This is a genomic window from Cupriavidus sp. 2TAF22 (assembly GCF_052115045.1).
Lineage (GTDB): Bacteria > Pseudomonadota > Gammaproteobacteria > Burkholderiales > Burkholderiaceae > Cupriavidus.
Genome location: NZ_JBFRFX010000055.1, coordinates 15,295 through 39,145 on the forward strand (window position 1 = coordinate 15,295; position 23,851 = coordinate 39,145).

Here is a 23,851-nt window from a genome sequence, read left to right on the forward strand (position 1 = left end):
TCAGGCATTGGCGCTGGCGTTGCCGCGCACGTCGAACTCGACCTTCCAGCGCTCGCCGCTGCCGCGGGGCACGGCTTCCAGCTCCAGCGTCCCGGCCTCGGTGACCCGCGCGTGCAACTTGACCGGCACCACTTCGCCCGGGGTTCGTCCTTCGGATGGCAGCGTGGCCTGGATCTCGTCGAGCTCCTGCAATTCCTCCGGCGGCCAGTAGTCAAGCAGGGTGCCGACCTGGTCCTGGCGGCGCACCGACGAGCCGAAGAAACGGAAGTGCACGGGCTCGCCCACCACCAGGCCGAACTCCTGTGGCGGCAAGGCAGCCTCGGTGCCCTCCTCCATGCCGAACGGCGCCACGCACAGCGCCTGCACCGGCGGCTCGAAACCGGGGACGGCGGGCATCGAGGATTCCACGGCGATATAGTAGGCACGCGCGGTGCCGCCACGAATGCGCACTCCCTTGCCGCGCCGCACGTAGCCGTAGTACGCGGCGCCGCGCGCCACCGCCAGGTCCAGGTCGGCGCCTTCGAGCTGGCGCGCCGGCGCCGCGCCTTCCGCGGCGAGCCAGCCATTGAGCGTCTGCAGGATGCGGCCTGCCAGCAGGTCCGACTTGAACACGCCGCCATTGAAGAGAACGGCGGTGGGATGCAGGAAGGTCGCTCCCTCGGGCAAGGTGCCCGGCAAGCCTTCGAGTTCGGCGAGCGCGGCAACCTGGCGGCCCAGGAACGCGGCCAGGTGCCGCGTGATGGCGGCGTCCTGCGCATACGGCAGGCCAAGTTGCGTCAGGCCGGCGCGGGCCCGGCTCACCGGGCGGGCCGAAGCCTGCGCTGGCGGGAAGAACCCTTCCAGGATCGTCTGGGTCAGTTCGGCGCGCGTCAGCTCCGTGCGGATCGAGCCCCCGATCAGCTTGGCGCCGCGGCTCGGCACGACCAGGGGCACGGCATCCGTATCCGGGTCGGAAAGCAGCGTTTCCTTGGCGGCGCGGCAGGCATAGGTGAGCGCGCGCAGCTGCCACGGATCGGCCTGCGTGCCCTGGGCCGCCAGCTTGCGCGCCACCACGTGGGCGAGCGCGAGATCCATATTGTCGCCGCCGAGCAGGATGTGTTCGCCCACGGCAACGCGGTGCAGCTCGAGGTTGCCTTCGCGCTCGACCACGGCGATCAGCGAAAGGTCGGTGGTGCCGCCGCCGACATCCACGACGAGGATGATGTCGCCGACCCTGACCTGCTTGCGCCAGTGGCCAGCGCTGTTCTGGATCCAGCTGTAGAGCGCAGCCTGGGGCTCCTCCAGCAGGGTCATGCGTGCATAGCCGGCCGCCTCGGCCGCCTCGGCCGTCAATTCCCGGGCTGCCGGGTCGAACGATGCGGGAATCGTGACCGTGATCTCCTGCTCGCCGAACGGCGCCTCGGGATGCGCGTGGTCCCAGGCTTCGCGCAGATGCGTCAGATAGCGCACGGAGGTCTCGAGCGGCGAGACGCGCGTCACTTCGGGCGGTGCGTCGTTTGGCAGGATGGCCGCGCGGCGGTCCACGCCGGGGTGGCACAGCCAGCTTTTCGCGCTCGACACCAGGCGGATCGGCGTGGCCGCGCCGCGGCTGCGCGCCAGCTCGCCGACCGCGAAGTCCCGTGCCGCGTTCCACGGCAGGGCCAGGTCGCCCGGGGCGAGTTCGCTTGGGTGCGGCAGGTAGAGAAACGAGGGCAGCAGACCGAGGTCTTCGAGGGCGCCCGGCGCGGTGAGTTGCGTGATGGGCAGGAAACCGTGGCTGGTCTTCTCGCCGTCGCTGGCAGCGAGGTCGACGTAGGAGAGCGCGCTATGGGTGGTGCCCAGGTCGATGCCGATGGAGTAGCGTGCTTCGCTCATAGCTCGACCTCGGCGGGGGCGATCACGGTGGCGTCATGGCGTTCGGCCAGGCGCGGAAGACGGACTTCCGCGACCCGCCAGCCGCGGTGACTGATGCTGCCGTTGAACGGCGCGCTGCCTACCACGTTGCCGGTCAGGCGGATGGCGGTGGCGTCGAAGCCGTCGGCCAGCGTCACGCGGCTGCCCTCGGCTTCCTCGCGCACCGGCCGGATGGTGAAGTGCTCGCGCAGCACCGCGCGGCAGCCATCGTGCACGAGGCGGGCGGCGGCACCGATTTCCGTGTCGGTGTAGCCGGCGATGTCTTCCTCGATGAAGTCGATAAAGCGCGCGTCGCGCTGGAGCAGGCCCAGCAGCTGGAGCGCCGCGGCCGGGCTCGCCTCCTTCAGCGCGGGTGCGGCAGCCTGCGGGGCTGGCGCAGGGGTTGCCACCGGGGCCGATACCGGCGCCGGGGCTGCCGGGGCAAAGCCCTCCCCGTCGCGCAGGCGCTGCACGCCGCTGGCGAATTTGCCATCGCCAAGGATGGTGAAGAACGTGCCGACGGCAAGAGAGATCCTGCCGAGCAAAGATAGGTTCGCGTTCGAGTCGGTCATCAAAAAAGCTCCTGTGTGCTCTGTTAAAGGACGAGCTGTCCCCTGGCGACGCCATACAACCCCGCGGGCTCATGCGATCCGGGCACCGGAGCGCGAGCAGGGTGTCGGCGTCTTGTGTTTTTGGCCACGCCGGGCCTCTCAGGTCCGGATTTTGCCCTAAGGCGCCCGCCAGCGGCCAAAGCCGGGCACCGGCACGGCGAATCCGATGGAGAAAGGCGGACGCGGAACATGCATGGCGGGAGTGGAAACCGGGCCACGCCGGTTATACAGCATCCCCGTGTGTTTCATGCGACGCACGAAGCCCGTCGCTGCCCTTTTTCAGTCGGCCACGGCACTCTGGCGGTATGCCGCGACCAGCTCGCGCGCCGTCTGCGCCATGCGCGCGCGCGCCGGTGCCAGCGCCGCGCCGATACCATCGGCAAGCTCCCGCACCGCCACCGCGGGCGGGGCGCCGGGCGGCTCCCATGTGCCGGCGAACGCGGCCTGCTTGCTGGTGCCCGGTTCCTGCCCCGGACGCATGAGGCTCAGGCGCGGCAGGGCGAACGCCATCGCCACGATGCGCCCGTGCAGGCTGCTGCCGGCAAAGCCGCGGCTATGCGCGATCAGGGCGCAGATGTCCCAGATGTCGAGGGAACGGAACAGGTACGGCGCCGGCGGGCCCATGCGTTGCGCCAGGCGCCGGTAGCAGGCGAGGTCGTCGTGCCAGGGCGCGGCGCCGGCGCGGAACAGCACCACGCCATGACCCGTTGCGCGCGCGGCGCTCCCGAGCTGGCCGGCGAGCGCGTCGAGCGTGTCATCGTCGCCGAAGTCCGCGCTGAACTGCACGGCAAGATAGCCCCGCGGGAATGCCGCGATCACCCGCGCGACTTCACCGCGGCGGGCGCGCTGGCGGATGCGCGCGCCGAACAGCTCCGCCACCATGACCGCGGGATCCGGCGCCAGGCGGGCTGCCACGCCGTTGGCCTGCAGGATGCGCCGGGTCATGTCGTCTCTCACGCTGACATATGCCGCGGCGCCCAGCTTGCCCAGCACCTCGGCCCGCATGGCCGGGTCGCGCCGGTCCAGCCCGACACCGCCCACGGCGTTATAGATCACGCGCCGGGCGTGGGGGAACAGGCCTTGCGGCAGTACGTACGGAGCCAGGTCCGCCACGCCCAGCACACTGCGCGTCCATGCCTGGCGCTCTACTGGCCGGCCGTCGAGCCGCGCGATCACCGCCCCGGCCTCGTCCGGCGGCTGCAGCATCACGGCCGCCTCCCATGCTTCGCAGCAGAGAATCTCGCCCCCCGCATGGATGATGTCCGCTGCGCGCAGGCCCGGCCGGGCGGCGAGCTGCGCCAGCGCACTGACCCTGTGTCCCCCATACGGCAGCAGGTTGCGCGATGCCAGGCCGGCATGGCAAAGCCGCTGGCCTGGCAGCCGGTGCCCGAGTGGGTGCCCGAGTGGGTGCGCGAGTTGGCGCGCGACGATATGGGGCAACAGCAGGTCGCCGAAATTATGGCGATCGAAGGCGCCGAACAGGATGACGGGACGGCCGGCTTCCGGGACAGGGGGCACGATGCGGGTGAGGCAGGGATCTCATCCAAGCATAGTGCCCGGGTGGCGCCCGCGCCGGCACCGTTTCCCTTCCTGGCAGGAAGACGCCGCGCCCGGGGCCGCCCCGGGGCCGCTCAGGGCTCCAGCGGCATTGCGCTGGTGCACTTGATCTCATCCAGGCAGACGCTGGACTTCACCCCGCTTACTCCCGGGATACGCATCAGGGTGTCGAGCAGGAAATCCGAAAGCGACTTGAGATCGCGCGCCACCACTTTCAGCACGTAGTCGATATCTCCCGTGACGGAGAAACACTCCTGGATCTGCGCCAGCTCGGCGACGAGGCTCTTGAACTTCGACAGGTCCCGGATATGGCCCCGCTCCATCGTGACATGGATAAAGGCGATGACGCCGAACCCGAGGCTGGAGGAATCCAGCCGGGCCTCGTAGCGCTTGATGATGCCGGCCTCCTCCAGGCGGCGATGCCGCCGCAGCGTCTGGGCCGGCGACAGGCGGATGGCCTCGGCCAGCTCGAGGTTGGACACGCGTCCGTTTTCCTGCAGCGCAGCCAGCAGGCGGCGGTCTATGCGATCAAGCTCAGGAGTCTGCACTTTTGTTTCCATCTATCCTTGGATGACGAAATTTTATCTCATGATCTAGGGTTTGCCTGCGTGGGCTACGCAATCCTATTTACCGGAGCGAAATATAAACTTCGTTCCAGACTGACGTTACGGATGGCGAGCCGCGAGGCCGGCACCGTACGTGCCTGACGCTGCGCCCCGGTGCGTTGGCGCACAACAGCCGCAATATTATTTCCCTCGTCCCCCAAACTTTCCGTTGAGCACACCATGGCCGATCTGTTTGAAAACCCGATGCAGTTGATGGGCTTCGAATTCGTGGAATTCGCCTCGCCCACTCCCAACCTTCTGGAACCCTTGTTCGAGCAGATGGGCTTCAGCCTGGTGGCACGCCATCGCTCCAAGGACGTGGTGCTGTACCGCCAGGGCGAGGTCAATTTCATCGTCAACCGCGAGCCGCACAGCCCGGCGGCCTACTTTGCGGCCGAGCATGGCCCGAGCGCCTGCGGCATGGCGTTCCGTGTGAAGGATTCGCACAAGGCCTATGCGCGCGCCCTGGAGCTGGGCGCCCAGCCGGTGGAGATCGCCACCGGCCCGATGGAGCTGCGCCTGCCCGCGATCAAGGGCATTGGCGGCGCGCCGCTGTACCTGATCGACCGCTTTGAAGACGGCAAGTCCATCTATGACATCGACTTCGAATTCATCGAGGGCGTGGACCGCCGCCCGGTGGGCCATGGCCTGCGCCTGATCGACCACCTGACGCACAACGTCTACCGTGGCCGCATGGCCTACTGGGCGAACTTCTACGAGAAGCTCTTCAACTTCCGCGAGATCCGCTACTTCGACATCCAGGGCGAGTACACCGGGCTGACCTCCAAGGCCATGACCGCGCCGGACGGCAAGATCCGCATCCCGCTGAACGAGGAATCGTCCAAGGGCGCCGGCCAGATCGAGGAATTCCTGATGGCATTCAATGGCGAAGGCATCCAGCACATCGCCTTCCTGACGGACAACCTGCTCGAAGTCATCGACAACCTGCAGATGGCCGGTGTCCCCCTGATGACCGCGCCCAACGACTACTACTACGAGGGACTGGAAAAGCGCCTGCCGGGCCACGGCCAGCCGGTGGACCAGCTGCAGGCGCGCGGCATCCTGATGGACGGGACCACCGAAGGCGGCAAGGCGCGCCTGCTGCTGCAGATCTTCTCCAAGACCGCGCTCGGCCCGGTGTTCTTCGAATTCATCCAGCGCAAGGGCGACGAAGGCTTCGGCGAAGGCAACTTCAAGGCGCTCTTCGAATCGCTGGAACGCGACCAGATCGAACGCGGCACGCTCAAGGTCTGAGGCTCACAAGGCACTGACCGCAACAACGCCGTCCGGCGCCCGCAGCAACACTGCGCGCCGGCGGTGCCTGGCCAAGAGCGCCCGCGAATTGCAGTACGCAAGTACGCAATACGCAAGAGGCGCAGGCTCACATTCCAAAAGAGTGGGTAGAGACACAAACATGGTTTCCCATAACACGGAAGAGACACTCAAGCGCGGCCTGAAAAACCGCCATATCCAGCTGATCGCGCTAGGCGGCGCCATTGGCACCGGCCTGTTCCTGGGCATCGCCCAGACCATCAAGATGGCGGGGCCCTCGGTGCTGCTCGGCTACGCGGTGGCCGGCATCATCGCCTTCTTCATCATGCGCCAGCTCGGCGAGATGGTGGTGGACGAACCGGTCGCCGGCTCCTTCAGCCACTTCGCCAACAAGTACTGCGGCTCCTTTGCCGGCTTCATGTCGGGCTGGAACTATTGGGTGCTCTATATCCTGGTCAGCATGGCGGAGCTTTCCGCGGTGGGCATCTATGTCCAGTACTGGTGGCCGCATATTCCCACCTGGATTTCCGCGCTGGCGTTCTTCCTGCTGATCAACGCCATCAACCTGTCGAGCGTCAAGTCATTCGGCGAGATGGAGTTCTGGTTCTCCATCGTCAAGGTCCTGGCCATCGTCGGCATGATCGTGTTCGGCGGCTACCTGCTGGCATCCGGCACGGCCGGCCCGCAGGCGAGCGTGGCCAACCTGTGGCAGCACGGCGGCTTCTTCCCGAACGGCATCAGCGGCCTGGTCATGGCCATGGCGGTGATCATGTTCTCGTTCGGCGGCCTGGAGCTGGTCGGTATTACCGCGGCCGAAGCGGATGCCCCGGAAAAGACCATTCCCAAGGCCACCAACCAGGTGATCTATCGCATCCTGATCTTCTACGTCGGCGCGCTGGGCGTACTGCTTTCGCTCTACCCGTGGGAAAAGGTCGTCACCGGCGGCAGCCCCTTCGTGCTGATCTTCCATGCGATGAACAGCGAGATCGTGGCCACGGTGCTCAACGCCGTGGTGCTGACGGCCGCGCTGTCGGTCTACAACAGCGGCGTGTACTGCAACAGCCGCATGCTGTACGGCCTGGCCAGGCAGGGCAACGCGCCGCAAGCGCTGCTGAAGGTCAACAAGCGCGGGATCCCGCTGGCCGCGCTGGGCGTTTCCGCGCTGGCCACCGCCGCGTGCGTGGCGATCAACTACTTCATGCCGGGCGAAGCCTTTGAGCTGCTGATGGGGCTGGTGGTCTCGGCACTGATCATCAACTGGGCGATGATCAGCATCATCCACCTCAAGTTCCGCCGCGACAAGCGCCTGGCCCGGCAGGAGACGCGCTTCAAGAGCCTGGGCTATCCGTTCACGAACTACCTCTGCCTGGCTTTCCTGGCGGGCATCTTGTACGTGATGTACCTGACACCCGGGCTGCGCCTTTCCGTGTACCTGATTCCGGCATGGCTGGTGGTACTGGGCGTGAGCTACCGCTTGCGGCAGAAGAACGCAGCTCCTGCCCTGCAGCCAGGCGTATCGGCATAATAGAGGCACCCCCCGGCGACCCGCTGCCCGGTCGCCGGCGACAACTCACTCCAGCCAGAGTATCCAATGTTCGAACATATCGATGCCTATCCAGGCGACCCGATTCTTTCGCTCAACGAAAGCTTTCAACAAGATCCCAGGACCGACAAGGTCAACCTGAGCATCGGCATCTACTTCGATGGCGAAGGCAGGCTGCCCGTGATGCAGGCCGTGGCGGAAGCCGAAAGCGCGCTGCTGGCCGACATGGGTCCGCGCCCTTACCTGCCCATGGCTGGTTTCGCGGTCTACCGTGACGCCGTGCAGGCGCTGGTCTTCGGCGAGCAATGCGAGGCGCGCGCGCAGGGACGCATCTCGACCGTGCAGACCCTGGGCGGCTCGGGCGCGCTGCGGGTAGGCGCGGACTTCCTGAAGCGCTATTTCCCGGATGCGCAGGTCTGGATCAGCGATCCGAGCTGGGAAAACCATCGCGTGATCTTCGAGCGCACGGGCTTCACCGTGAACACGTATCCCTACTACGACGACGCCACCGGCGGCCTCAAGTTCGACGCCATGCTGGAAGCGCTGCGGCTCATCCCGAAGCGCAGCATCGTGCTGCTGCACGCCTGCTGCCACAACCCTACCGGCGTGGACCTGGACCAGGACCAGTGGCGCCAGCTCGTCAAGCTGCTGAAGGCCAACGAGCTGCTGCCCTTCGTCGACATGGCTTACCAGGGCTTTGGCGCCGGCCTGGACGACGATGCCTTCGCCGTGCGCGAACTGGTGGCGCAAGGCGTGCCCTGCCTGGTGGCGAATTCGTTCTCGAAGAACTTCTCGCTGTACGGCGAACGCTGCGGTGGGCTGAGCGTGGTCTGCGACAGCGCGGAAGAAGCCGGCCGTGTGCTGGGCCAGTTGACCGGTGCGGTGCGAGCGAACTACAGCAATCCGCCGACGCATGGCGCCAGGGTGGTGGCCAGGGTATTGACCACACCGGCATTGCGGGCGACCTGGGAGCGCGAGCTGGCGCTGAAGTGCGAACGCATCGCCAGGATGCGCGTGGCCATCCACGACAGCCTGCGCGACCATGTGAGCGGCGAAGCGTTGTCGCGCTACCTCACCCAGCGCGGCATGTTCACGTACACCGGCCTGACGGCGGACCAGGTGGACCGCCTGCGCGCGGAACACGGCGTGTACCTGCTGCGATCGGGGCGGATGTGCGTGGCCGGCCTGAACGAGCGCAACGTGAAGCAGGTGGCGGGCGCCATTGCCAGCGTGCTGGCGCGTACCGCTTGAACCTGCCGCTTGAACCTGCCGCTTAAACCTGCCGCTTAAATCAAGTACGGGGCACGCACGCCACGCCACGCCGTTGCGTGCCTGCCAGGAGCCGGGGACCAGGACGCAAAGCCGGGCCCGGCATCCCAAATGAAAAAAGGGCTTCCATTGCTGGAAGCCCTTTTCCTTATCGGTGGTGCGGCTGGCAGGATTCGAACCCACGACCCCTTGGTTCGTAGCCAAGTACTCTATCCAACTGAGCTACAGCCGCACGCGAGGACGCGACTATACCGCAGCCACGGAAAAATGCAAGTCATTCCTGCGCGGAGGCGAAAGCCGCCGGGTCTCCGACAGGTCTTCGCGCCCTTCGCTTCCGTGCGCCAGGCGGCTTACGCCGCCAGCCGGAACGAGGCCACCGCCTGCTTCAGGCGCTGGGCCTGTTCTTCCATCGAACCGGCGGCCGCCGCGGCCTGCTCCACCAGCGCGGCGTTCTGCTGCGTCACGGTATCCATCTGCGTGACGGCCTGGTTGACCTGCTCGATGCCCGCGCTCTGCTCGGCCGAGGCCGCGCTGATCTCGCCCATGATGTCGGTGACACGCTTGACCGCGCCCACGATCCGCTCCATGGTCTGGCCGGCATGCGCCACCAGTTCCGAGCCCTTCTCCACGCGATCCACGGAGTCGCCGATGAGGGCCTTGATTTCCTTGGCGGCGGTCGCGCTGCGCTGGGCCAGGCTGCGCACCTCGCCGGCCACCACGGCAAAGCCGCGGCCCTGCTCGCCTGCGCGCGCGGCTTCTACCGCGGCATTGAGCGCCAGGATATTGGTCTGGAAGGCAATGCCTTCGATCACGGCAATGATATCCACTACCTTGCGCGATGCGCCGTTGATGTCCTGCATCGTCGTCACGACCTGGCCCACTACTTCGCCGCCCTCGACCGCGATCTCGGAAGCGTTGACCGCCAGCGAGCTGGCCTGCCTGGCGTTGTCCGCGTTCTGGCGCACGATGCTGGTCAGCTCTTCCATGCTCGAGGCCGTCTCCTGCAGCGAGGAAGCCTGTTCCTCGGTGCGCTGCGACAGGTCGGTGTTGCCCGCGGCGATCTGGCTGGTGCCGGTGGCGATGGCGTCGGTGCCGGTGCGCACCTGGCTGATGATGCGCAGCAGGTTGGCGTTCATGTCGCTGAGCGCCTGCAGCAGCTGGCCGGTCTCGTCCTTGCTGTCCACCACGATGCGGCTGCCCAGGTCGCCCGATGCCACCGTGCGCGCGATGCCGACGGCGCGATGCAGGGGACCGGTGATGCCGCGCGTTAGCCATACCGAGAATGCCACGCCAATGGCCAGCACCAGCACGCCGATCACCATCATCCCGTTGCGGGCAGACAGGTAGATGTTATGGATCTCGAGCGCGGTCGCATCGATGCTCGAGCGCTGGATATCAAGCAGCTTCTGGATCTCCGCCAGGTACGCATCGCCGGCCGGCACGAATTCCTGCTCGAGCACCTGGTTGGCTTCCTCGGTATTGCCTGCTTCCTTCAGCTTGGTGATCTTGTCGCGCGAATCGTTGTAGGGGATGCGCACGGTCTGGATCTTCTTGAACGCCGCCTTTTCCTCCTCGCTCGACAGCAGCGGCTCGATCTTGTCGCGCAGTGCCGCGACGGCCACCACGGACCCTTGCGTCTCCTTGGCAAAGAATGCGCCCAGCGCCGGATCGGCGCTCTTGGCCACGGCCGTGGTGCGGCGCACGCTGGTATGCATCATGCGGTACCAGTCGCTGACCACGCGTTCCTTGGCCAGCGGCGCCTGCATCATGTCGCTGGTGCGGTCCGCGACCTGCGCCAGGCGCGCGATGCCCAATACGGTCATGAGGGTCGACAACAGTATTACCACGCCGAAGCCAATGCCGAGGCGCACTCCAATTCCCAAGCTTTTCATTTCTTCTACCTGATTTGCGATTGAATAGCGGCGAACTGCCGGCGCCCGGGCGCCGGTCCGCTCTTTTTCCTGCCGCCTGCCAGAAGGGGATCTTTTCGAAAATCCTTTCTGCGGACGATGGCGACAATAACGGCAGGCGAAAGGCAAAACTTGAGGCAGCGGCGCCCCGCGCGGGCAGGCGCCGGCAACGGCGGCCGCGCGAACCGGCTTAGTGTGCGGCGCGCGCATGGACTATTCTCGGTGCAGGCTCCCGCGCGCCGCGGTGCCGCCGACAAGGAGAACCATCGTGAGCGGATTGCACGAACGCCGGCGTTTCCTGGGTGCCGCGCTGGCCAGTACGCTCGCGGCCTGCGGCGGGGGCGACGATGCCGGCGCGCAAGGCGCCGGGCCCGCCCCGGTATCCGACGCTCAGGTTTCCGCCGCGATCGGCCAGCTCGACCAGCTGGCCGCCAGCCTGATGAACACATCGGGCCTGCCGGGCATGGCCGTGGCGGTGGTATGGGGCGGCCAGACGGTCTACGCCAAAGGCTTCGGCAGGCGGGTGGTCAGCGCACCGGACGCGGTGGACGCCGACACGGTGTTCCAGCTCGCCTCCGTGTCCAAGCCGGTCGGCGCCACGGTGGTGGCGCGACAGGTCGGCCTGGGCGGGATTGCGTGGGAGACGCTGGTGCAGGCGCACCTGCCGTGGTTCGCGCTGTCCGACGCGGCGGTCACCGCCCAGCTCACCATCGCCGATCTCTATGCGCACCGCTCCGGCCTGCCCGATCATGCCGGCGACCGTCTGGAAGACATGGGCTATGACCAGCGGCAGGTGCTGCAGCGGCTGCGCTTCCTGCCGCTGCAGGGCTTCCGGGCGACGTACGAATATACGAACTTTGGCCTGACCGCCGCGGCGGAATCGGTAGCGGCCGCCGCTGGCATGGACTGGGCCACGCTGTCCGGGCAAGCGATCTACCAGCCGCTGGGCATGAGCAGCACCAGTTCGCGCCATGCCGACTTCGCCGCGCGCCCCAACCGCGCGCTCGGCCATGTCAAGGTCGGCGGCAGCTGGGTGCAGGGCACAGGCTCACAGCCCGATGCCCAGTCGCCGGCCGGCGGCGTCAGCTCGTCGGTCAACGACATGGCGAAATGGCTGGCCATGGTGCTGGGCCAGGGCCTGTACGGCGGCAACCGTATCGTGGCGGCGGCCCCGCTGGTCGCCGCGATCTCGCCGCAGATACAGTCGATGCCGCCAGGCAACGGACGACCGGCCAGCTTCTACGGCTACGGCTTCAATGCCGGGACCACCTTCGCGGGCCGACCGAGCTTCAGTCATTCCGGCGGCTTCGCGCTGGGTGCGGCAACCAGCTTCACGGCGGTGCCCTCGCTTGGCCTGGGGATCATCACGCTCACCAATGGCTATCCGATCGGCTTGCCCGAGGCATTGAACGCCCAGTTCCTGGACCTGGTGGAGTCCGGCGCCATCCAGCTCGACTGGTTCACGATATTCGCGCGGGGGCTGGCGCCCGTCATCGCGCCGGAGGGCTCGCTGGTGGGCGTGGCGCCGCCGGCCGCGCCATTGCCGGCGCGCGCGCCTTCGGTCTACACCGGCACCTACCGCAATGACTACTATGGCCCGCTGGTGGTCAGCGAGCAGGCAGGCGCGATGTCGCTCGCCATCGGCCCGGTGCCGATGGTGCTGCCGCTGGCGCACTGGGACGGCGACGTCTTCACGTTCACGCTGCGGAACGAGAACGCCACGCCGGGAACCATATCGAAGGCGAGCTTCTCCAGCGACCGCGTCACGCTGGAGTACTACGACAAGGAAGGCCTGGGCACGTTCGTGCGGTAAGCGCGGCTGGCGTGCGCCGCGCCGTTCCGCCGTCGTTCAGTCCACCGTCACATTGGCCCGCTTTGCGGCACCCCCCCAGCGGGCAATCTCGGACTGGATGAAGACACCGAACTCCCGGGGTTCCATCACCACCGTCTGCGCGCCGAGGCCGGCCACTTCCTTCTGCCAGTCCGCGCTCCTGACGATCTTCCCGATCTCCGCAGAGAGCCTGGCAAGGACAGGCTGGGGCACGTTGCGCGGCGCGACCACGCCGATCCATGGATCGCCGCGGAAGCCCGGGTAGCCCGATTCCCCGATGGTCGGCACGCCCGGCAGCGTCGACACGCGCTGTTCGCTGGCCACCGCGATGGCCTTGAGCTTGCCCTGCCGGATCAGGGGCTCGGCGATCGACACCACCTCGAACATGACATCGACCTGCCCGCCCATGACGTCGGTCATCCCGGCCACGCCACCCTTGTAGGGCACGTGCGTCAGGTTGACGCCGGCGCGGTCCTTGAACATCTCCATCACCAGGTGGTTGGTCACCCCATTGCCGCCGGACGCGTAGTTCACCTTGCCCGGATTCTGCCGGGCGTAGGCCACGAGGTCCCGGACCGAACTGAACCGCGATTTCGGATTGGCCACCAGCACCAGCGGAAACAGCCCGATCGATGCGATCGGCTCGAAGTCGCGCGTGGCATCGTATTTCAGGTTCTTGTAGATCCAGCCATTCACCGCCAGCGGGCCGCTGGAAGTGGCAAGGATGGTATAGCCGTCCGGGTCGGCGCGGGCCACGGCCTCGGCCGCGAGCCCGGCGCCGGCACCAGGCTTGTTCTCGACATAGAACGACTGGCCGAGCGCGGTGCTCAGGCGCTGCGCCAGCTTGCGGGCGATGACATCGGTAGTCTGGCCCGGGGGAAATCCCACCAGGACACGAACCGGCTTGGCCGGATAGTCGGCTGCGTGAGCCGCAAACGCGGCCGCGCACGACAGCAGCAGCCCTAGCGTGGCTTTGAGCATCTTCATGGTTGTCTCCTCTTTGTAGATTCTTCGCGTGAATTCCAGCGCGGATACCAATGCCGGCCGCGGCCCGGCGAAACGGGCCGCTAGCGGACCACGCCCTCCATCCTCAGGCCCGCTATCCGCTCGGCGGTATAGCCGGCGCCGAGCAGGATCTCATCCGTCTGCTCGCCGAGCAGCGGGGCCCTGCGCCTGACGCCGCCCGGTGTCTCGCTGAGCTTGACCGGCACGCCCGCGATCCGCACGGGCCTGCCGGAGCCGGGCTGCTCGACCTCGACCAGCATGTCGCGCACGCGGTAGTGCGGATCGTTGAAGATGTCCTGCGCCGTGTAGACGGGACCGACGCGAACGCGCCCCCGGACTGCCGGGCCGCAAGCCCGGGTCCGCCCCCTGGCGCGAACGGTGCGAACGGTACGCAGAGCCGGCGCCGCCGGCTACGACGGTGTTGCCGCGATATGCGAATGCACGAGCGAGGACAGGCTGTGCGCGGGTACGGACTCGAGGCCGTCGACGAACGCATACAGCCGCTGGGCGCGTTCGCTGCCGAGGAGCGCGGACGCCTTCGCGCGCAGCTTGGCCGACTTGACGCTGAGCGCGACCGGTTTCGCCAGGTCGACCTCCTCGCCGTACGTGGCGCCCGAGCGCGTCTCGATGACCACGCGCGCCGATGTGTCGGCGAGCCTGGCATCGCCTTCCAGGACCACGCGCCCGGCGACCTCGGCCAGGCCGGGCGCCTCGCACGCGGCATCGCTGAAGGATTCCAGTGCCGCCGTGTCGATGCCGGAAAGGACCATCGCCGCGATCAGCGGCAGGCTGAATTTCACTTCGAGACCGGTGCGCGGCCGCTCGATGCAGCACACCGGCAGCCACTGCGGATGGATGAAGAGCGTGACGCGCGCGAGATCCTCCGGCACCAGGCGGTGCCGGGACCTGAGCGCAAGCAGCGCTTCCACTGCCGGATGGGTGCCGTGGCAGCAGGCGTGGTACTTGTACTGGACATCGGCAAAGCGGAAGTCATGCGGCCGGCAGCCGAACGCCGCGTGCGGCTCGTCCGCCTCGCCAGCGTGCGTCGCGGCAAATCCGCCGGCGCACTCGATGCCGTCGGGCCGGGACACGAAGCCCAGCGCCGCGAGCGTCGCCGCTTCGATGCCGTTGGATGCCGCCATGCCGGCGTGGAACGGCTTGCCCATCGAGCCGAACTGCGATTTCAGGCCGGACGCGCGCGTCGACGCGATGCCCAGCGCATGGCGTGCCTGGCCCGCATCGAGCCCCAGCAGCCTGGCGCACGCCGCCGTCGCGCCAAAGGTGCCCGAGGTCGCCGTCTGGTGGAAGCCCGCGTTGTAGTGCTTCCTGCCCAGATAGGCGCCAACGCCGCAGACCGTCTCCACGCCTGCCAGGAATGCCTCGAGCAGCGCCTTGCCGCTTGCCTGCTGCTGCTGCGCGACAGCCAGGGCCGCCGGGAACACAGCTACCGTGGGATGCCCGACGAAGGCGAAGTGAGTGTCGTCGTAATCCAGCGCGTGCGATGCCGCGCCATTGGCCAGCGCCGCCGCGCGCGCCGGCACCCGCTGGTTCAGGCCGATGACGCTGGCGCCCGGCGTGCCGCCGTCGCTGGCCACCATGGCGCGGACGACCTTGCTCACCGGCTCGTTCGCGCCGGCAAGCCCGACCGCAAACCAATCGAAGATCGACAGCTTGGCGATGCTCAGCGCCTCGGCCGGGAACGCGAGCGAAGCGTCGACGGCGAAGCGCGCTGCCAGCGCGGTGATGCCCGCCGCGGCATCGGGCCCGTTGCCCTCGCGGGCCCGCTTGTCAGGTTGACTCATGCTTGCTCCGCTTCATTGCCTGGCGATCTTCCCGAGCAGCGCGTCGGAAATGATGCGTTTCTGGATTTCCGAAGTCCCCTCGAAGATCTTGGTCAGCCTGGCGTCGCGCCAGTAGCGTTCGGCCGCGAAATGCGTGGTGTAGCCGGCGCCACCATGGATCTGCAAGCCTTCGCTGGTCACCTGCTCCGACATCTCGCTGGCGAACAGCTTGACCATCGCCGCCTCGGTATCGCAGCGCACGCCCTCGTCGATCTTTTCGCAGACCGAGTACAGCAGGCTGCGCGACGCCTCGATCTGCGTCGCCATGTCGGCCAGCTTGAAGCGGATTGCCTGGAAGTTGCCGATCGGCTCGTTGAACTGCACGCGCTCCTGCGCGTAGCGCAGCGCGTCCTCGAGGCTGCCCTGCGCCAGCCCGATCGAACGCGCCGCGGTGTGGGCGCGGGCCGTCTCCAGGCCGGCGGTGGCAAGGTAGAAGGCGCGCCCCTCTTCGCCGACCATCTGCGAAGCCGGCACGCGGCACTGGTCGAATGCCAGTTCCCAGGTGGTCCACCCGTGGTAACCGATCTTGGGGATCACGCTCCCCTTCACGCCCTCGGGCAGCGCGCCGCGCGGCTTCTCGACCATGAAGGCCGACAGGCCGCGATGACGCGCGTGCGGATCGACCTGCGGATCGGTGCGTGCAATGACGAGGATGAAATCGGCCTCGTCGGCGAACGTGCACCAGTATTTGCTGCCGGTGATTTCCCACTCGTCGCCCACGCGCACGGCGCGGCAGCTGATATTGCTCACGTCCGACCCGGCATTGGGCTCGGACAAGGAGAATGCACCGAGGAATTCGCCGCGCGCCATGCGCGGGAGATACTCGGCCTTCTTCTCGGGTGCCAGGCCCTTGAGCGCGCCGATCAGGCCGTTGCCGCGCGCGATCAGGCTGCCAACGCTCATCCAGCCGCGCGACAGTTGCTCGGCGACCAGGCAATACTCGTAGGCGCCCAGGCCTAGCCCGCCGTACTCCTCGGGAATCAGGATGCCGAAGTATCCCAGCTCCGCCATCTCCTCGATCAGGTGCCGGGGGATCTGACCCTTCTCCGGATCCAGCTTGTTTGCGATGGGCAGCACGCGCTCCATCGTGAACTGTTGCGCCGCCTCCTTGATCATGCGCCGCTCGTCGGTCAGCTTCTGCACCCTGCTCTCCTTGGTCCTGGCTTTTCTTCGGTTCCGATCTGGCATTTCGCCCGCTTGTGTACGTACATAGTAGCACCGAGTTTTGCGACCGTCATTGCCTTTTTCATTCGCCTCGGTGGTTGCGATAGAGAAAGATCCGGCCAAAAATCGCGGTTTTTCGTGGATTCCCGCGCCAATCCGGCAGCTGCCACGCAGGCGATAAGCCGAAATTATGTACGTACCTATGATGATGGCGAACCAAAGAACCCGCCTGGCATGGCCGCGCATGCCGCCACCGCCAGGAAACACGGCGGGCAAGGAGAAAAGCGGGAGTGACTTCGAGAACTACTGTGGGAAGGAAGCCGGGCCGCGCAGCAGCGCGGTCGCCGGCGGCTGGCAGGCGCAGCTACCGTCGATCAACGCGGGGGAGGAAAGGCGCGCCCGGCTGGCGGGCTGTCGTGGCGCGGCTGGCCGTCCCGCATGCGTGGACAGGCGTGGTGCACGGATCGCGGCCAGCGCGTCGGTGCCATGTGGCCGGCCCGGACCGGACCAGCGCGAAAGGCAAGGCCGGTCGCGCCGGCAGCGGAAAGCAGGAGGCGGGAGGCGGGAGGCGGGAAGCGGGAAGCGGGAGGCGGGAGGCGGGAGGCGGGAGGCGGGAGGCGGGAGGCGGGAGGCGGGAGGCGGGTAGTCCGCCTTGCGCACATCCCGGCGGGCCGCCTAGGCGCTGCCCTTGCCGCGCTTGAGCTGAAACGACACGATGCCGCGGTCGGCGGGATAGATGGTCTCGGTGATCTCGAGGATCTTGCCCTTGGCATCCTTGTAGTGCCGGATCATGCGCAGGCCCGCCGAACCCGGCTCCGCATTCAGCTGCTTCGCCAGTTGCGCGTCGATCAGCACGCCCGAGACGATCTGGCGGATCTCGCTGATGGCCTGCCCGCACTCCCGCTCGATAAGGGAACTGATGAGGATGCGCGGGTTTTCCTCGACCAGCTTCGTGATTTTCTCGAAAGCCTGGTCGATATAGATATTCGCCCAGGACACCGGCGTATTGCCCTTCCTGGCATCGACCCGGGTCCCCGCGAACAAAATCCAGTGGCTGTCTATCGGCGCGGCCAGGCGCCTGGCCGCCGCGCGGTCCAGCGTGACCGGCCTGATGGCCTGCAGCGACCTGACCTCGGTCGCGGCGACATGGACCAGATCCTCGATGGTGTCGAACGACTGCGTGTAGGACGCGGTCGGGTTGGCGCTCTCCACCTTGGTGCCGACAGACTTCTTGCGGGAGATGTAGCCGCGATCCTGCAACAGTTGCAGCGAGGCGCGAACCGTGTGCCTGCTGACGCCATACTGATCGGCAAGCTCGTGCTCCGTCGGCAGGAGGCTGCCGATGACATAGCGCCCGTCGACGATCTCTTTGACCAGGGTATTCGCAAGGTCGACATAGCGCGTGACCGGCGCGGGAGGTGTAGCGGCAGCGCTATGGCTGGACTCGGAGTTCATAGGAGAATCGCGCGGGAATCGATGAGCGCCGCATGCGGTGCGCGGCGCTGACCACGCCATTGTAAGCCCTGGCCGGCCTCTCGCCCCGCGCCGTCGAGCCGGGCGTGCCGCGCAGGCGCCTCGTGCCGGCCCCGCGCGCGCGGCTGCCGCCATGCCGCCACTCAGTCGATCGTGATCTGCCGCTTGTGTATCACCCCGGCCCAGCGCGCGCTCTCCTTCTGGATGGTCGCGGCAAGCTCGACCGGCGTGCCGCCCGCGGCATCCATGCCGATGGTGGCAAGCTTCTCCTTGAGCGCGGGATTGGCCAGCACCAGGTCGGCCTGGCGGCTGATCTGCTGGATCACGTCCCGGGGCGTGCCGGCCGGCGTCATCAGCGCATACCAGGAGACGGCCTCGAACTTCGGGAAGCCCTGTTCCGCGATGGTGGGCACCTCCGGCAGCACGGCGGAGCGCTTCGCGCTGGCCACGCCGAGCGCGCGCAGCTTGCCGGCCTTGATATAGGGCAGCGCGGAGGACAACTGGGCGAACATCATGGTGACCTGGCCGCCGACGAGATCGGTGATGGCGGGGCTGACGCCCTTGTAGGGCACATGGATCAGCTTGATGCTGGCGTCGAGCTGCAGCAGTTCGCCGGCGAGGTGGGCCTGGCTGCCGGCCCCGGGCGAGGCGAAGGTCAGCTCGCCGGGCTTCTGGACGGCGAGCCTGAGCAGCTCCGGCAGGGTCCTGGCCGGCACGCTGGCGCCGACCACCAGGACGTTCTCGGCGGTGGCGAGCATGGTCACTGGAACCAGGTCCGCGGGCTTGTAGGGCAGGTTCGGCATCAGCGTCGGGTTCACCGCGATATTGCCCACCGGCACCACCGCCAGCGTATAGCCGTCCGGCGGGGCCTTGGCGACCTGGTCGACGCCGATCGTGCCGGCCGCGCCGGCGCGGTTGTCGACCAGCACGTTCTGGCCCCAGGCCTTCGACAGCCCTTCGCCGACGACGCGGCCGAGCACATCGGCGGGGCCGCCCGCGGGGAACGGCACGACCAGGCGCACGGGCTTGGCGGGATAGCCTTGCGCGCCGGCCAGCAGCGGCAGGCAGGCCGCCATCAGGGTGATCAGGAAACGCTTCATCGGAAATTCTCCCTTGGTCTGGAAACGGGTTGCGCGCGGCCGGTGCGGAGCAGACGCATCAGGCCACGCGGATGCTGCGCTCGCCGCGGGCCGGCCAGCACGCGCGAGAAGTCCAGCACCTTGAGGCCATGCAGCGGCAACGCGGACATGTCGGCATCCGCGCCGCGGGATTCGGGCGAGCCGGTCACCGGACGTCCCCGGCCAGCGCGAAGCCGGCGTTGTCCGCCTCGCGCGCGAAGCCGGCGAGCACGGCGTAGTCCGCCTCCTCCACGAGCGCGAAGCGCGCCAGGCACAAGGATGCCAGCAGCGCCGCATTGCGGTGGTCGCGGTGCAGGTCGAGCAGCGCCATGCGGATGCGCGCGGCGCTGGCATCGTCCGTGCCGGCCGCCGCCACCAGCGGCGGGATGGGCGAGGCCGGCGTCACCGCCAGCGTCTTCAGGCAGGCCATGCGCTCGGGCGCATGCAGGCGCAGCAGGTCCAGCACATAGCTGTCCACCACGCCGGCGTCCGCGCGGCCGGCGATCACGGCGTCGATCACCTCGCCGGGCGTCGGCGTGGGCGTGCCGGCGGGACGGTACAGCGTGCCGGTGCCGGGCGCGGCCTGCCGCAGCAGGAAGTGGCGCGGCGCGTTGTAGCCGGAGTTGGACTCCGCCAGCATGCACGCCAGCCGCCCGCCGAAGGTCTCGGCCAGCACGGTTGCGGGTGCATCGGCACGCACGATGAACTCGGTGAAGTAGACCGGGCGCTGTCCGTAGCGCGCCGGCGACGGCACCGGCGCGGCCAGCAGGCGCGGCCGCACGGCGGCGCTCACGTACGGGAAGCCGCACATGAACACGCAGCCGCAATCGGGCCGCGCCCACAACGCGCTGACCGGTGCCGGCGCGGCATGCTCCACGTAGGGCAGCGCCACCCCGGCACGCTCCGCCACGCGGGCGAACAGTGTCCTCCATGCCTGCGCCACCGGCGCGGCCACCGAGTACATGCGTGCGTTGGCGATCATGCGTAGACCAGCCTTTGGCCAAGCCCCATGCGCTCGGCCTTCTTCATGATGGCATGGCCCAGCGCGATATCGCTGAGCGACAGGCCGCGGTGCCAGAACAAATTGGTCTCGTCGTCGCTCTGCCGGCCCGGCTTGCGGCCCGCCACGATCTCGCCGAGTTCGCCGTGCAGGGTTTCCTCCGACAGCTTGCCCGCCTCCACATGCGCGCGCAGCGAGCCGAGGATGCCGCCCTTGCACTGGCTCCAGTCGTCCACCACCAGCTTGTCCATGATGTCCGTCAGCGACAGCTCGACCGCGCTCATGGTGCCGTAGGGCACCACGAACGCGCCGGGCTTGATCCATTCGGTCTTGAGCATCGGCGTGGGGCGCTCCAGGCGCGAGGCTTCCACCACGATGTCGGCGCCGCGCACGCACGATTCCCAGTCTTCGGTGACCACGATCTTCTTGCCGAGGTCGCGCGCCAGGCGCTCGGCGAATGCATTGCGGCTCTCGGGGCGACGCGAATGCACGCGGATCTCGTCGAAGTCGAAGATGCTGTCGAGCAGGCGCACGTTCCAGTAGGAGGTGCCGCGCGCGCCGATATGGCCCAGCACCTTGCTGTCGCGGCGGGCCAGGTGGCGCGCGCCCAGCGCGGTGATCGCGCCGGTACGGGCGTCGGTGATGAACGTGGCGTCGATCATGGCCACCGGCATGCCCGTTTTCGGGTCGAACAGGTTGAGCATGGCCATCTCGGACGGCAGGCCCAGCTTGTAGTTGTCGACGTAGTCGCCGACGATCTTGACGCCGGCCAGCCCCAGCGGCGCCACATAGCCGCGCAGCACGTTGAAGTGCCCGTTGAACGCCGGGTCCGGGATCAGGTGCACGCGCGGCTCGATCACCGTCTGCCCGTTGCCCTGCGCCAGCAGGCCCTGCTCGACCGCATCAAGGATCTCCGCATCGGTCATGGCCAGCCTGGCGATGTCCTTGCCGTTGATGTAAGTCAGATGAATGTCGCTCATATCGTCTCCTGTCTCCTGGTCCTGGCTTGAGGGAAAATGCACGCGCCGGGTGCGTACTGGCGGATTGCGCTGGCCCGCGGTGCGGCGCAGCCCCATTCGTGTGCGCCGCCATATCGCGGCCGAACCAACGTGGTGCGCGGCATCCGGCGGCCGGCAATTGCCTTGCACGGGGCGCCTTCGAGATCAAGTGTAGGTTTCGCGGCCATGACTGTCGTATGCTTATATGTCCACGAGGCTTAACATGGTGTTATAGGTAGTTGTCATAGATTGTCATAGGTATTCGGACCACGGACCGCCCCGCGATGAAACTCAACCTCAGGCAGATCGAAGTCTTCCGCGCCGTCATGCTCACGGGCTCGATCAGCGCCGCCTCCAGGCTGCTCTACGTGTCGCAGCCGGCCATCAGCCGCCTCATGTCGCACACCGAGCAGCGCCTCGGGCTGGCGCTGTTCCAGCGCATCAAGGGCCGCCTCTATCCCACGCCCGAGGCGCGGCGCCTGCTGGGCGAGGTCAACGCCGTCTACGAAGGCATCGAGCGCGTCAACGAGATCGCCGAGGACCTCGCCGCCAAGCGCACCGGCAGCCTGCGCATCTCGTGCAGCCCCAACCTGGGCCAGACCGTGCTGCCGCGCGCCATCGCGGCGTTCCGCGAGGCGTATCCCGACATCCGCATCGTGGTGCGCACCCAGATCCCCGGCAACATGCTGCGCGCCCTGCTCTCCGGCCAGGCCGAGCTGGCGGTGTCCAACATGCCGCTGGTGCACCCCAACCTGGAAGCACGGCTGCTGGTGCGCAACCCCATCGTCGCGCTGATTCCGGTCGGCCACCGGCTCAGCACGCGCGCGTCGGTACGGCCCGCCGAACTGGCCGGGGAAGCATTGATCGGCTATGGCGCCGACGTGCCGTTCGGGCTGCTGGTGCGGGAGATGTTCGGCGGCGAGGAAGCGCAGCCCGACATGCGCGTGCAGGTGGAGCAGGCGCATGTCGCGCGCGCGCTGGCGCAGGCCGGCGCCGGCATTGCGCTGGTGGATGCGATGACCGTGTTCGGCCAGGCCTGGTCGCATATCGTGGCGGTGCCGGTCAAGACCAAGGTCAATGCCTCGGTGCAGATCTTCCATGTGCAGACAGAACCGCTGTCGCGCCTGGCACAGGAGTTCGTACAGACGCTGACACTGACGATGAAGCCATAAGGCGCGGCGGCCTGCCCGGCCTGCCCGGCCTGTCTGGCCTGTCTGGCCTGTCTGGCCTGTCTGGCCGACATCGGCATGGCCACGGACTTGTGCACATTGTGCGCACATTGCACGATCGCAGTTGCGCCCCCCGGATGGATGGGTTGCAATCGTCCCACCTTTCGCCAACAGAAAGGGGGAGACAATCATGCAAGGCCCATCCCTGGCGCGCGCGCCATCCCGCGAGCATCTGTCGAAACTGCTCGCCCCGTCCTCGATCGCCATCGTGGGCGCCTCGCGCGACGCAAGCCGCATCGGCGGCGTGGCGCTCGATCACCTGCTGCGGCTCGGCTACGGTGGCGAGGTCTTTCCGGTCAACCCGCGCTATGAGGAGATCGCGGGCCTGCGCTGCTATCCGGATATCGAATCGCTGCCGCGCGTGCCGGACGTCGTGGTACTCGCACTGGGCGCCGACGACGTGCTGCCGAACCTGGAGCGCTGCCACGCCATCGGCGTGCGCGCCGCCATCCTCTATGCCTCGGGCTTCGCCGAGGCCGGCGCGGCCGGCGTGCAGCGCCAGGCGGCGCTGACTGCCTTCGCCCGGTCCACCGGCATGGCGATAGCGGGCCCCAACTGCATGGGCCTGGCCAATCTGACCACGCGCGCCGTCACTGCCTTCGCCACCACCTTCAGGACCTGCCCGCCGCCGCCCGGGCCGGGCTCCGTCAGCCTGCTGACGCAAAGCGGCAACGTCTGCGCCATCGTCTATGCCACCGGCTGGCAAATGGACGTGCGCTTCCACCAGTTCATCAATACCGGCAACGAGGCCTGCCTGGACTACGCCGACTACCTGGCGTACCTGGCCGATGACCCGCAGACGCAAGCCGTGGTCGGCTACGTGGAGGGCCTGCGCGACGGCCCGCGCTTCCTCGACGCCGCCGCCCGCCTGCGCGCGCTCGGCAAGCCGCTGGTCCTGCTCAAGGCCGGCGAGAGCGAACAGGGCTCGGCCGCCACGCAGTCGCACACGGCCGTGCTGGCCGGCAACCAGGCCATCTACCGCGCCGCGTTCGCGCAGCTCGGCGCGATGCAGGCGAGCGATCCCACCCACCTCACCGATCTTGCCTACCTGGCGGGCTTCCGCCAGCGCGATGCCGGCCGGCGTGTCGTCATCGCCTCGGTCTCCGGCGCCATGGGCGCGCTGTCGGCGGATCTGCTCAGCGCGCAGGGACTGGAACTGCCGACGCTTTCGGCGGCGACGCAGCGCAGGCTGGTCGACAGCGTGCCGGAGATCGGCTCCACCGCCAATCCGGTCGATATGACCGGGCAATTGTTCAACCGCGACCGCCTTGCGTTCGCCGTGCTCGACACGCTTGCCGCGGACGCAAGCGCGGACGTGATCTTCGTGTACGCGACCGCCTACCTGCTCGACCGCGTCGCCGGCGAGCTGATCGAAGTCGCCGCCAAGACGTCGCGCCTGATCGTGGTCGCCACCACCGGCGAACCGGGCAGCCGCGCGCAACTTGCCGCGGCGGGCGTGGCCGTGTTTCCCGACGTCGCGCGCGCGGCCAGGGCGCTCGGCGTCTACCTGCGCTGGCTCGACAGCGCCGGGCCCGCCGCGCACTGGGGCGCGC

The 23,851-nt window shown here is 67.9% G+C and carries 20 protein-coding genes and 1 tRNA gene; 6 read left to right on the top strand and 15 right to left on the bottom strand.

Annotation, left to right across the window (positions count from 1 at the left end):
- The 4 genes from AB4Z48_RS36135 to AB4Z48_RS36150 all read right to left on the bottom strand — a co-directional run bounded on the left by AB4Z48_RS36135 (position 1) and on the right by AB4Z48_RS36150 (position 4,600).
- On the bottom strand, positions 1 to 1,854 hold the full coding sequence (locus AB4Z48_RS36135; protein WP_441622997.1) for an Hsp70 family protein: 1,854 nt from the start codon (positions 1,852 to 1,854) through the stop codon (positions 1 to 3).
- Positions 1,851 to 2,444, bottom strand: coding sequence for a DUF2760 domain-containing protein (locus AB4Z48_RS36140; RefSeq protein WP_441622999.1), 594 nt, complete (start codon positions 2,442 to 2,444; stop codon positions 1,851 to 1,853). The genes AB4Z48_RS36135 and AB4Z48_RS36140 overlap by 4 nt, the downstream gene beginning before the upstream one ends.
- 318 nt (positions 2,445 to 2,762) lie before the next feature.
- Positions 2,763 to 4,001: a polysaccharide pyruvyl transferase family protein gene (locus AB4Z48_RS36145; RefSeq protein WP_441623001.1), complete on the bottom strand. Its 1,239-nt coding sequence runs from the start codon at positions 3,999 to 4,001 to the stop codon at positions 2,763 to 2,765.
- A 113-nt stretch (positions 4,002 to 4,114) separates the two neighbouring features.
- Positions 4,115 to 4,600 (bottom strand): Lrp/AsnC family transcriptional regulator, encoded by a 486-nt coding sequence (locus AB4Z48_RS36150; RefSeq protein WP_441623003.1) that lies wholly within the window; start codon positions 4,598 to 4,600, stop codon positions 4,115 to 4,117.
- Between the two features lie 225 nt (positions 4,601 to 4,825).
- Here AB4Z48_RS36150 and hppD point away from each other — a divergent pair, with 225 nt between their 5' ends.
- From hppD to AB4Z48_RS36165, 3 genes are all read left to right on the top strand, one after another.
- Positions 4,826 to 5,899: a 4-hydroxyphenylpyruvate dioxygenase gene (gene hppD, locus AB4Z48_RS36155; protein WP_441623005.1), complete on the top strand. Its 1,074-nt coding sequence runs from the start codon at positions 4,826 to 4,828 to the stop codon at positions 5,897 to 5,899.
- Between the two features lie 160 nt (positions 5,900 to 6,059).
- Positions 6,060 to 7,442 carry an amino acid permease gene (locus AB4Z48_RS36160; protein ID WP_441623007.1) on the top strand — a complete coding sequence of 461 codons (1,383 nt, stop codon included), beginning with the start codon at positions 6,060 to 6,062 and terminating at the stop codon, positions 7,440 to 7,442.
- A gap of 66 nt (positions 7,443 to 7,508) precedes the next feature.
- Positions 7,509 to 8,711, top strand: coding sequence for an amino acid aminotransferase (locus AB4Z48_RS36165; protein ID WP_441623009.1), 1,203 nt, complete (start codon positions 7,509 to 7,511; stop codon positions 8,709 to 8,711).
- 173 nt (positions 8,712 to 8,884) lie between these two features.
- Here AB4Z48_RS36165 and AB4Z48_RS36170 read toward each other — a convergent pair.
- Both AB4Z48_RS36170 and AB4Z48_RS36175 read right to left on the bottom strand, forming a co-directional pair.
- Positions 8,885 to 8,961: transfer RNA gene (locus AB4Z48_RS36170), tRNA-Arg, on the bottom strand.
- Positions 8,962 to 9,079: 118 nt separating this feature from the next.
- Complete coding sequence (locus AB4Z48_RS36175; RefSeq protein ID WP_441623011.1) at positions 9,080 to 10,621, bottom strand: methyl-accepting chemotaxis protein; 1,542 nt, start codon at positions 10,619 to 10,621, stop codon at positions 9,080 to 9,082.
- 286 nt (positions 10,622 to 10,907) lie between these two features.
- Here AB4Z48_RS36175 and AB4Z48_RS36180 point away from each other — a divergent pair, with 286 nt between their 5' ends.
- Entirely contained in the window at positions 10,908 to 12,452 is a 1,545-nt protein-coding gene (locus AB4Z48_RS36180) for a serine hydrolase (protein ID WP_441623013.1), read from the top strand.
- Positions 12,453 to 12,488: 36 nt separating this feature from the next.
- Here AB4Z48_RS36180 and AB4Z48_RS36185 read toward each other — a convergent pair whose 3' ends face one another.
- The 9 genes from AB4Z48_RS36185 to AB4Z48_RS36225 all read right to left on the bottom strand — a co-directional run bounded on the left by AB4Z48_RS36185 (position 12,489) and on the right by AB4Z48_RS36225 (position 21,051).
- Positions 12,489 to 13,457 carry a Bug family tripartite tricarboxylate transporter substrate binding protein gene (locus AB4Z48_RS36185; RefSeq protein ID WP_441623015.1) on the bottom strand — a complete coding sequence of 323 codons (969 nt, stop codon included), beginning with the start codon at positions 13,455 to 13,457 and terminating at the stop codon, positions 12,489 to 12,491.
- A gap of 80 nt (positions 13,458 to 13,537) precedes the next feature.
- Positions 13,538 to 13,870 carry a CoA transferase gene (locus tag AB4Z48_RS36190; protein ID WP_441623037.1) on the bottom strand — a complete coding sequence of 111 codons (333 nt, stop codon included), beginning with the start codon at positions 13,868 to 13,870 and terminating at the stop codon, positions 13,538 to 13,540.
- A gap of 15 nt (positions 13,871 to 13,885) precedes the next feature.
- The gene (locus AB4Z48_RS36195) at positions 13,886 to 15,277 is read right to left on the bottom strand and encodes an MmgE/PrpD family protein (RefSeq protein ID WP_441623017.1); all 1,392 of its coding nucleotides are present in this window, start codon (positions 15,275 to 15,277) and stop codon (positions 13,886 to 13,888) included.
- Positions 15,278 to 15,289: 12 nt separating this feature from the next.
- Entirely contained in the window at positions 15,290 to 16,459 is a 1,170-nt protein-coding gene (locus tag AB4Z48_RS36200; RefSeq protein ID WP_441623019.1) for an acyl-CoA dehydrogenase family protein, read from the bottom strand.
- A gap of 696 nt (positions 16,460 to 17,155) precedes the next feature.
- A complete protein-coding gene (locus AB4Z48_RS36205) occupies positions 17,156 to 17,935 on the bottom strand; it encodes a GntR family transcriptional regulator (RefSeq protein ID WP_441623021.1) in 780 nt (259 codons plus the stop codon).
- 161 nt (positions 17,936 to 18,096) lie between these two features.
- Positions 18,097 to 19,053, bottom strand: coding sequence for a Bug family tripartite tricarboxylate transporter substrate binding protein (locus AB4Z48_RS36210; RefSeq protein ID WP_441623023.1), 957 nt, complete (start codon positions 19,051 to 19,053; stop codon positions 18,097 to 18,099).
- The gene (locus AB4Z48_RS36215; protein WP_441623025.1) at positions 19,050 to 19,241 is read right to left on the bottom strand and encodes a hypothetical protein; all 192 of its coding nucleotides are present in this window, start codon (positions 19,239 to 19,241) and stop codon (positions 19,050 to 19,052) included. The genes AB4Z48_RS36210 and AB4Z48_RS36215 overlap by 4 nt, the downstream gene beginning before the upstream one ends.
- Positions 19,238 to 20,053 (bottom strand): phosphate/phosphite/phosphonate ABC transporter substrate-binding protein, encoded by an 816-nt coding sequence (locus tag AB4Z48_RS36220; RefSeq protein WP_441623027.1) that lies wholly within the window; start codon positions 20,051 to 20,053, stop codon positions 19,238 to 19,240. The genes AB4Z48_RS36215 and AB4Z48_RS36220 overlap by 4 nt, the downstream gene beginning before the upstream one ends.
- Entirely contained in the window at positions 20,050 to 21,051 is a 1,002-nt protein-coding gene (locus AB4Z48_RS36225) for an ornithine cyclodeaminase family protein (RefSeq protein ID WP_441623029.1), read from the bottom strand. Before AB4Z48_RS36225 ends, AB4Z48_RS36220 begins: the two co-directional genes overlap by 4 nt.
- 302 nt (positions 21,052 to 21,353) lie before the next feature.
- Between AB4Z48_RS36225 and AB4Z48_RS36230 the strand changes: the two genes are divergently transcribed.
- Positions 21,354 to 22,241 (top strand): LysR substrate-binding domain-containing protein, encoded by an 888-nt coding sequence (locus tag AB4Z48_RS36230; RefSeq protein WP_441623031.1) that lies wholly within the window; start codon positions 21,354 to 21,356, stop codon positions 22,239 to 22,241.
- 187 nt (positions 22,242 to 22,428) lie between these two features.
- Positions 22,429 to 23,851: acetate--CoA ligase family protein (locus AB4Z48_RS36235; RefSeq protein WP_441623033.1), on the top strand; the 1,423-nt coding region annotated here is incomplete at its 3' end.

Coding starts and splice junctions, on each gene's coding strand:
- AB4Z48_RS36135 (WP_441622997.1), bottom strand. CDS start 1,854: ATGAGCGAAGCACGCTACTCCATCGGCATCGACCTGGGCACCACCCAT.
- AB4Z48_RS36140 (WP_441622999.1), bottom strand. CDS start 2,444: ATGACCGACTCGAACGCGAACCTATCTTTGCTCGGCAGGATCTCTCTT.
- AB4Z48_RS36150 (WP_441623003.1), bottom strand. CDS start 4,600: ATGGAAACAAAAGTGCAGACTCCTGAGCTTGATCGCATAGACCGCCGC.
- hppD (WP_441623005.1), top strand. CDS start 4,826: ATGGCCGATCTGTTTGAAAACCCGATGCAGTTGATGGGCTTCGAATTC.
- AB4Z48_RS36160 (WP_441623007.1), top strand. CDS start 6,060: ATGGTTTCCCATAACACGGAAGAGACACTCAAGCGCGGCCTGAAAAAC.
- AB4Z48_RS36165 (WP_441623009.1), top strand. CDS start 7,509: ATGTTCGAACATATCGATGCCTATCCAGGCGACCCGATTCTTTCGCTC.
- AB4Z48_RS36175 (WP_441623011.1), bottom strand. CDS start 10,621: ATGAAAAGCTTGGGAATTGGAGTGCGCCTCGGCATTGGCTTCGGCGTG.
- AB4Z48_RS36185 (WP_441623015.1), bottom strand. CDS start 13,457: ATGAAGATGCTCAAAGCCACGCTAGGGCTGCTGCTGTCGTGCGCGGCC.
- AB4Z48_RS36195 (WP_441623017.1), bottom strand. CDS start 15,277: ATGAGTCAACCTGACAAGCGGGCCCGCGAGGGCAACGGGCCCGATGCC.
- AB4Z48_RS36205 (WP_441623021.1), bottom strand. CDS start 17,935: ATGAACTCCGAGTCCAGCCATAGCGCTGCCGCTACACCTCCCGCGCCG.
- AB4Z48_RS36210 (WP_441623023.1), bottom strand. CDS start 19,053: ATGAAGCGTTTCCTGATCACCCTGATGGCGGCCTGCCTGCCGCTGCTG.
- AB4Z48_RS36220 (WP_441623027.1), bottom strand. CDS start 20,053: ATGATCGCCAACGCACGCATGTACTCGGTGGCCGCGCCGGTGGCGCAG.
- AB4Z48_RS36225 (WP_441623029.1), bottom strand. CDS start 21,051: ATGAGCGACATTCATCTGACTTACATCAACGGCAAGGACATCGCCAGG.
- AB4Z48_RS36230 (WP_441623031.1), top strand. CDS start 21,354: ATGAAACTCAACCTCAGGCAGATCGAAGTCTTCCGCGCCGTCATGCTC.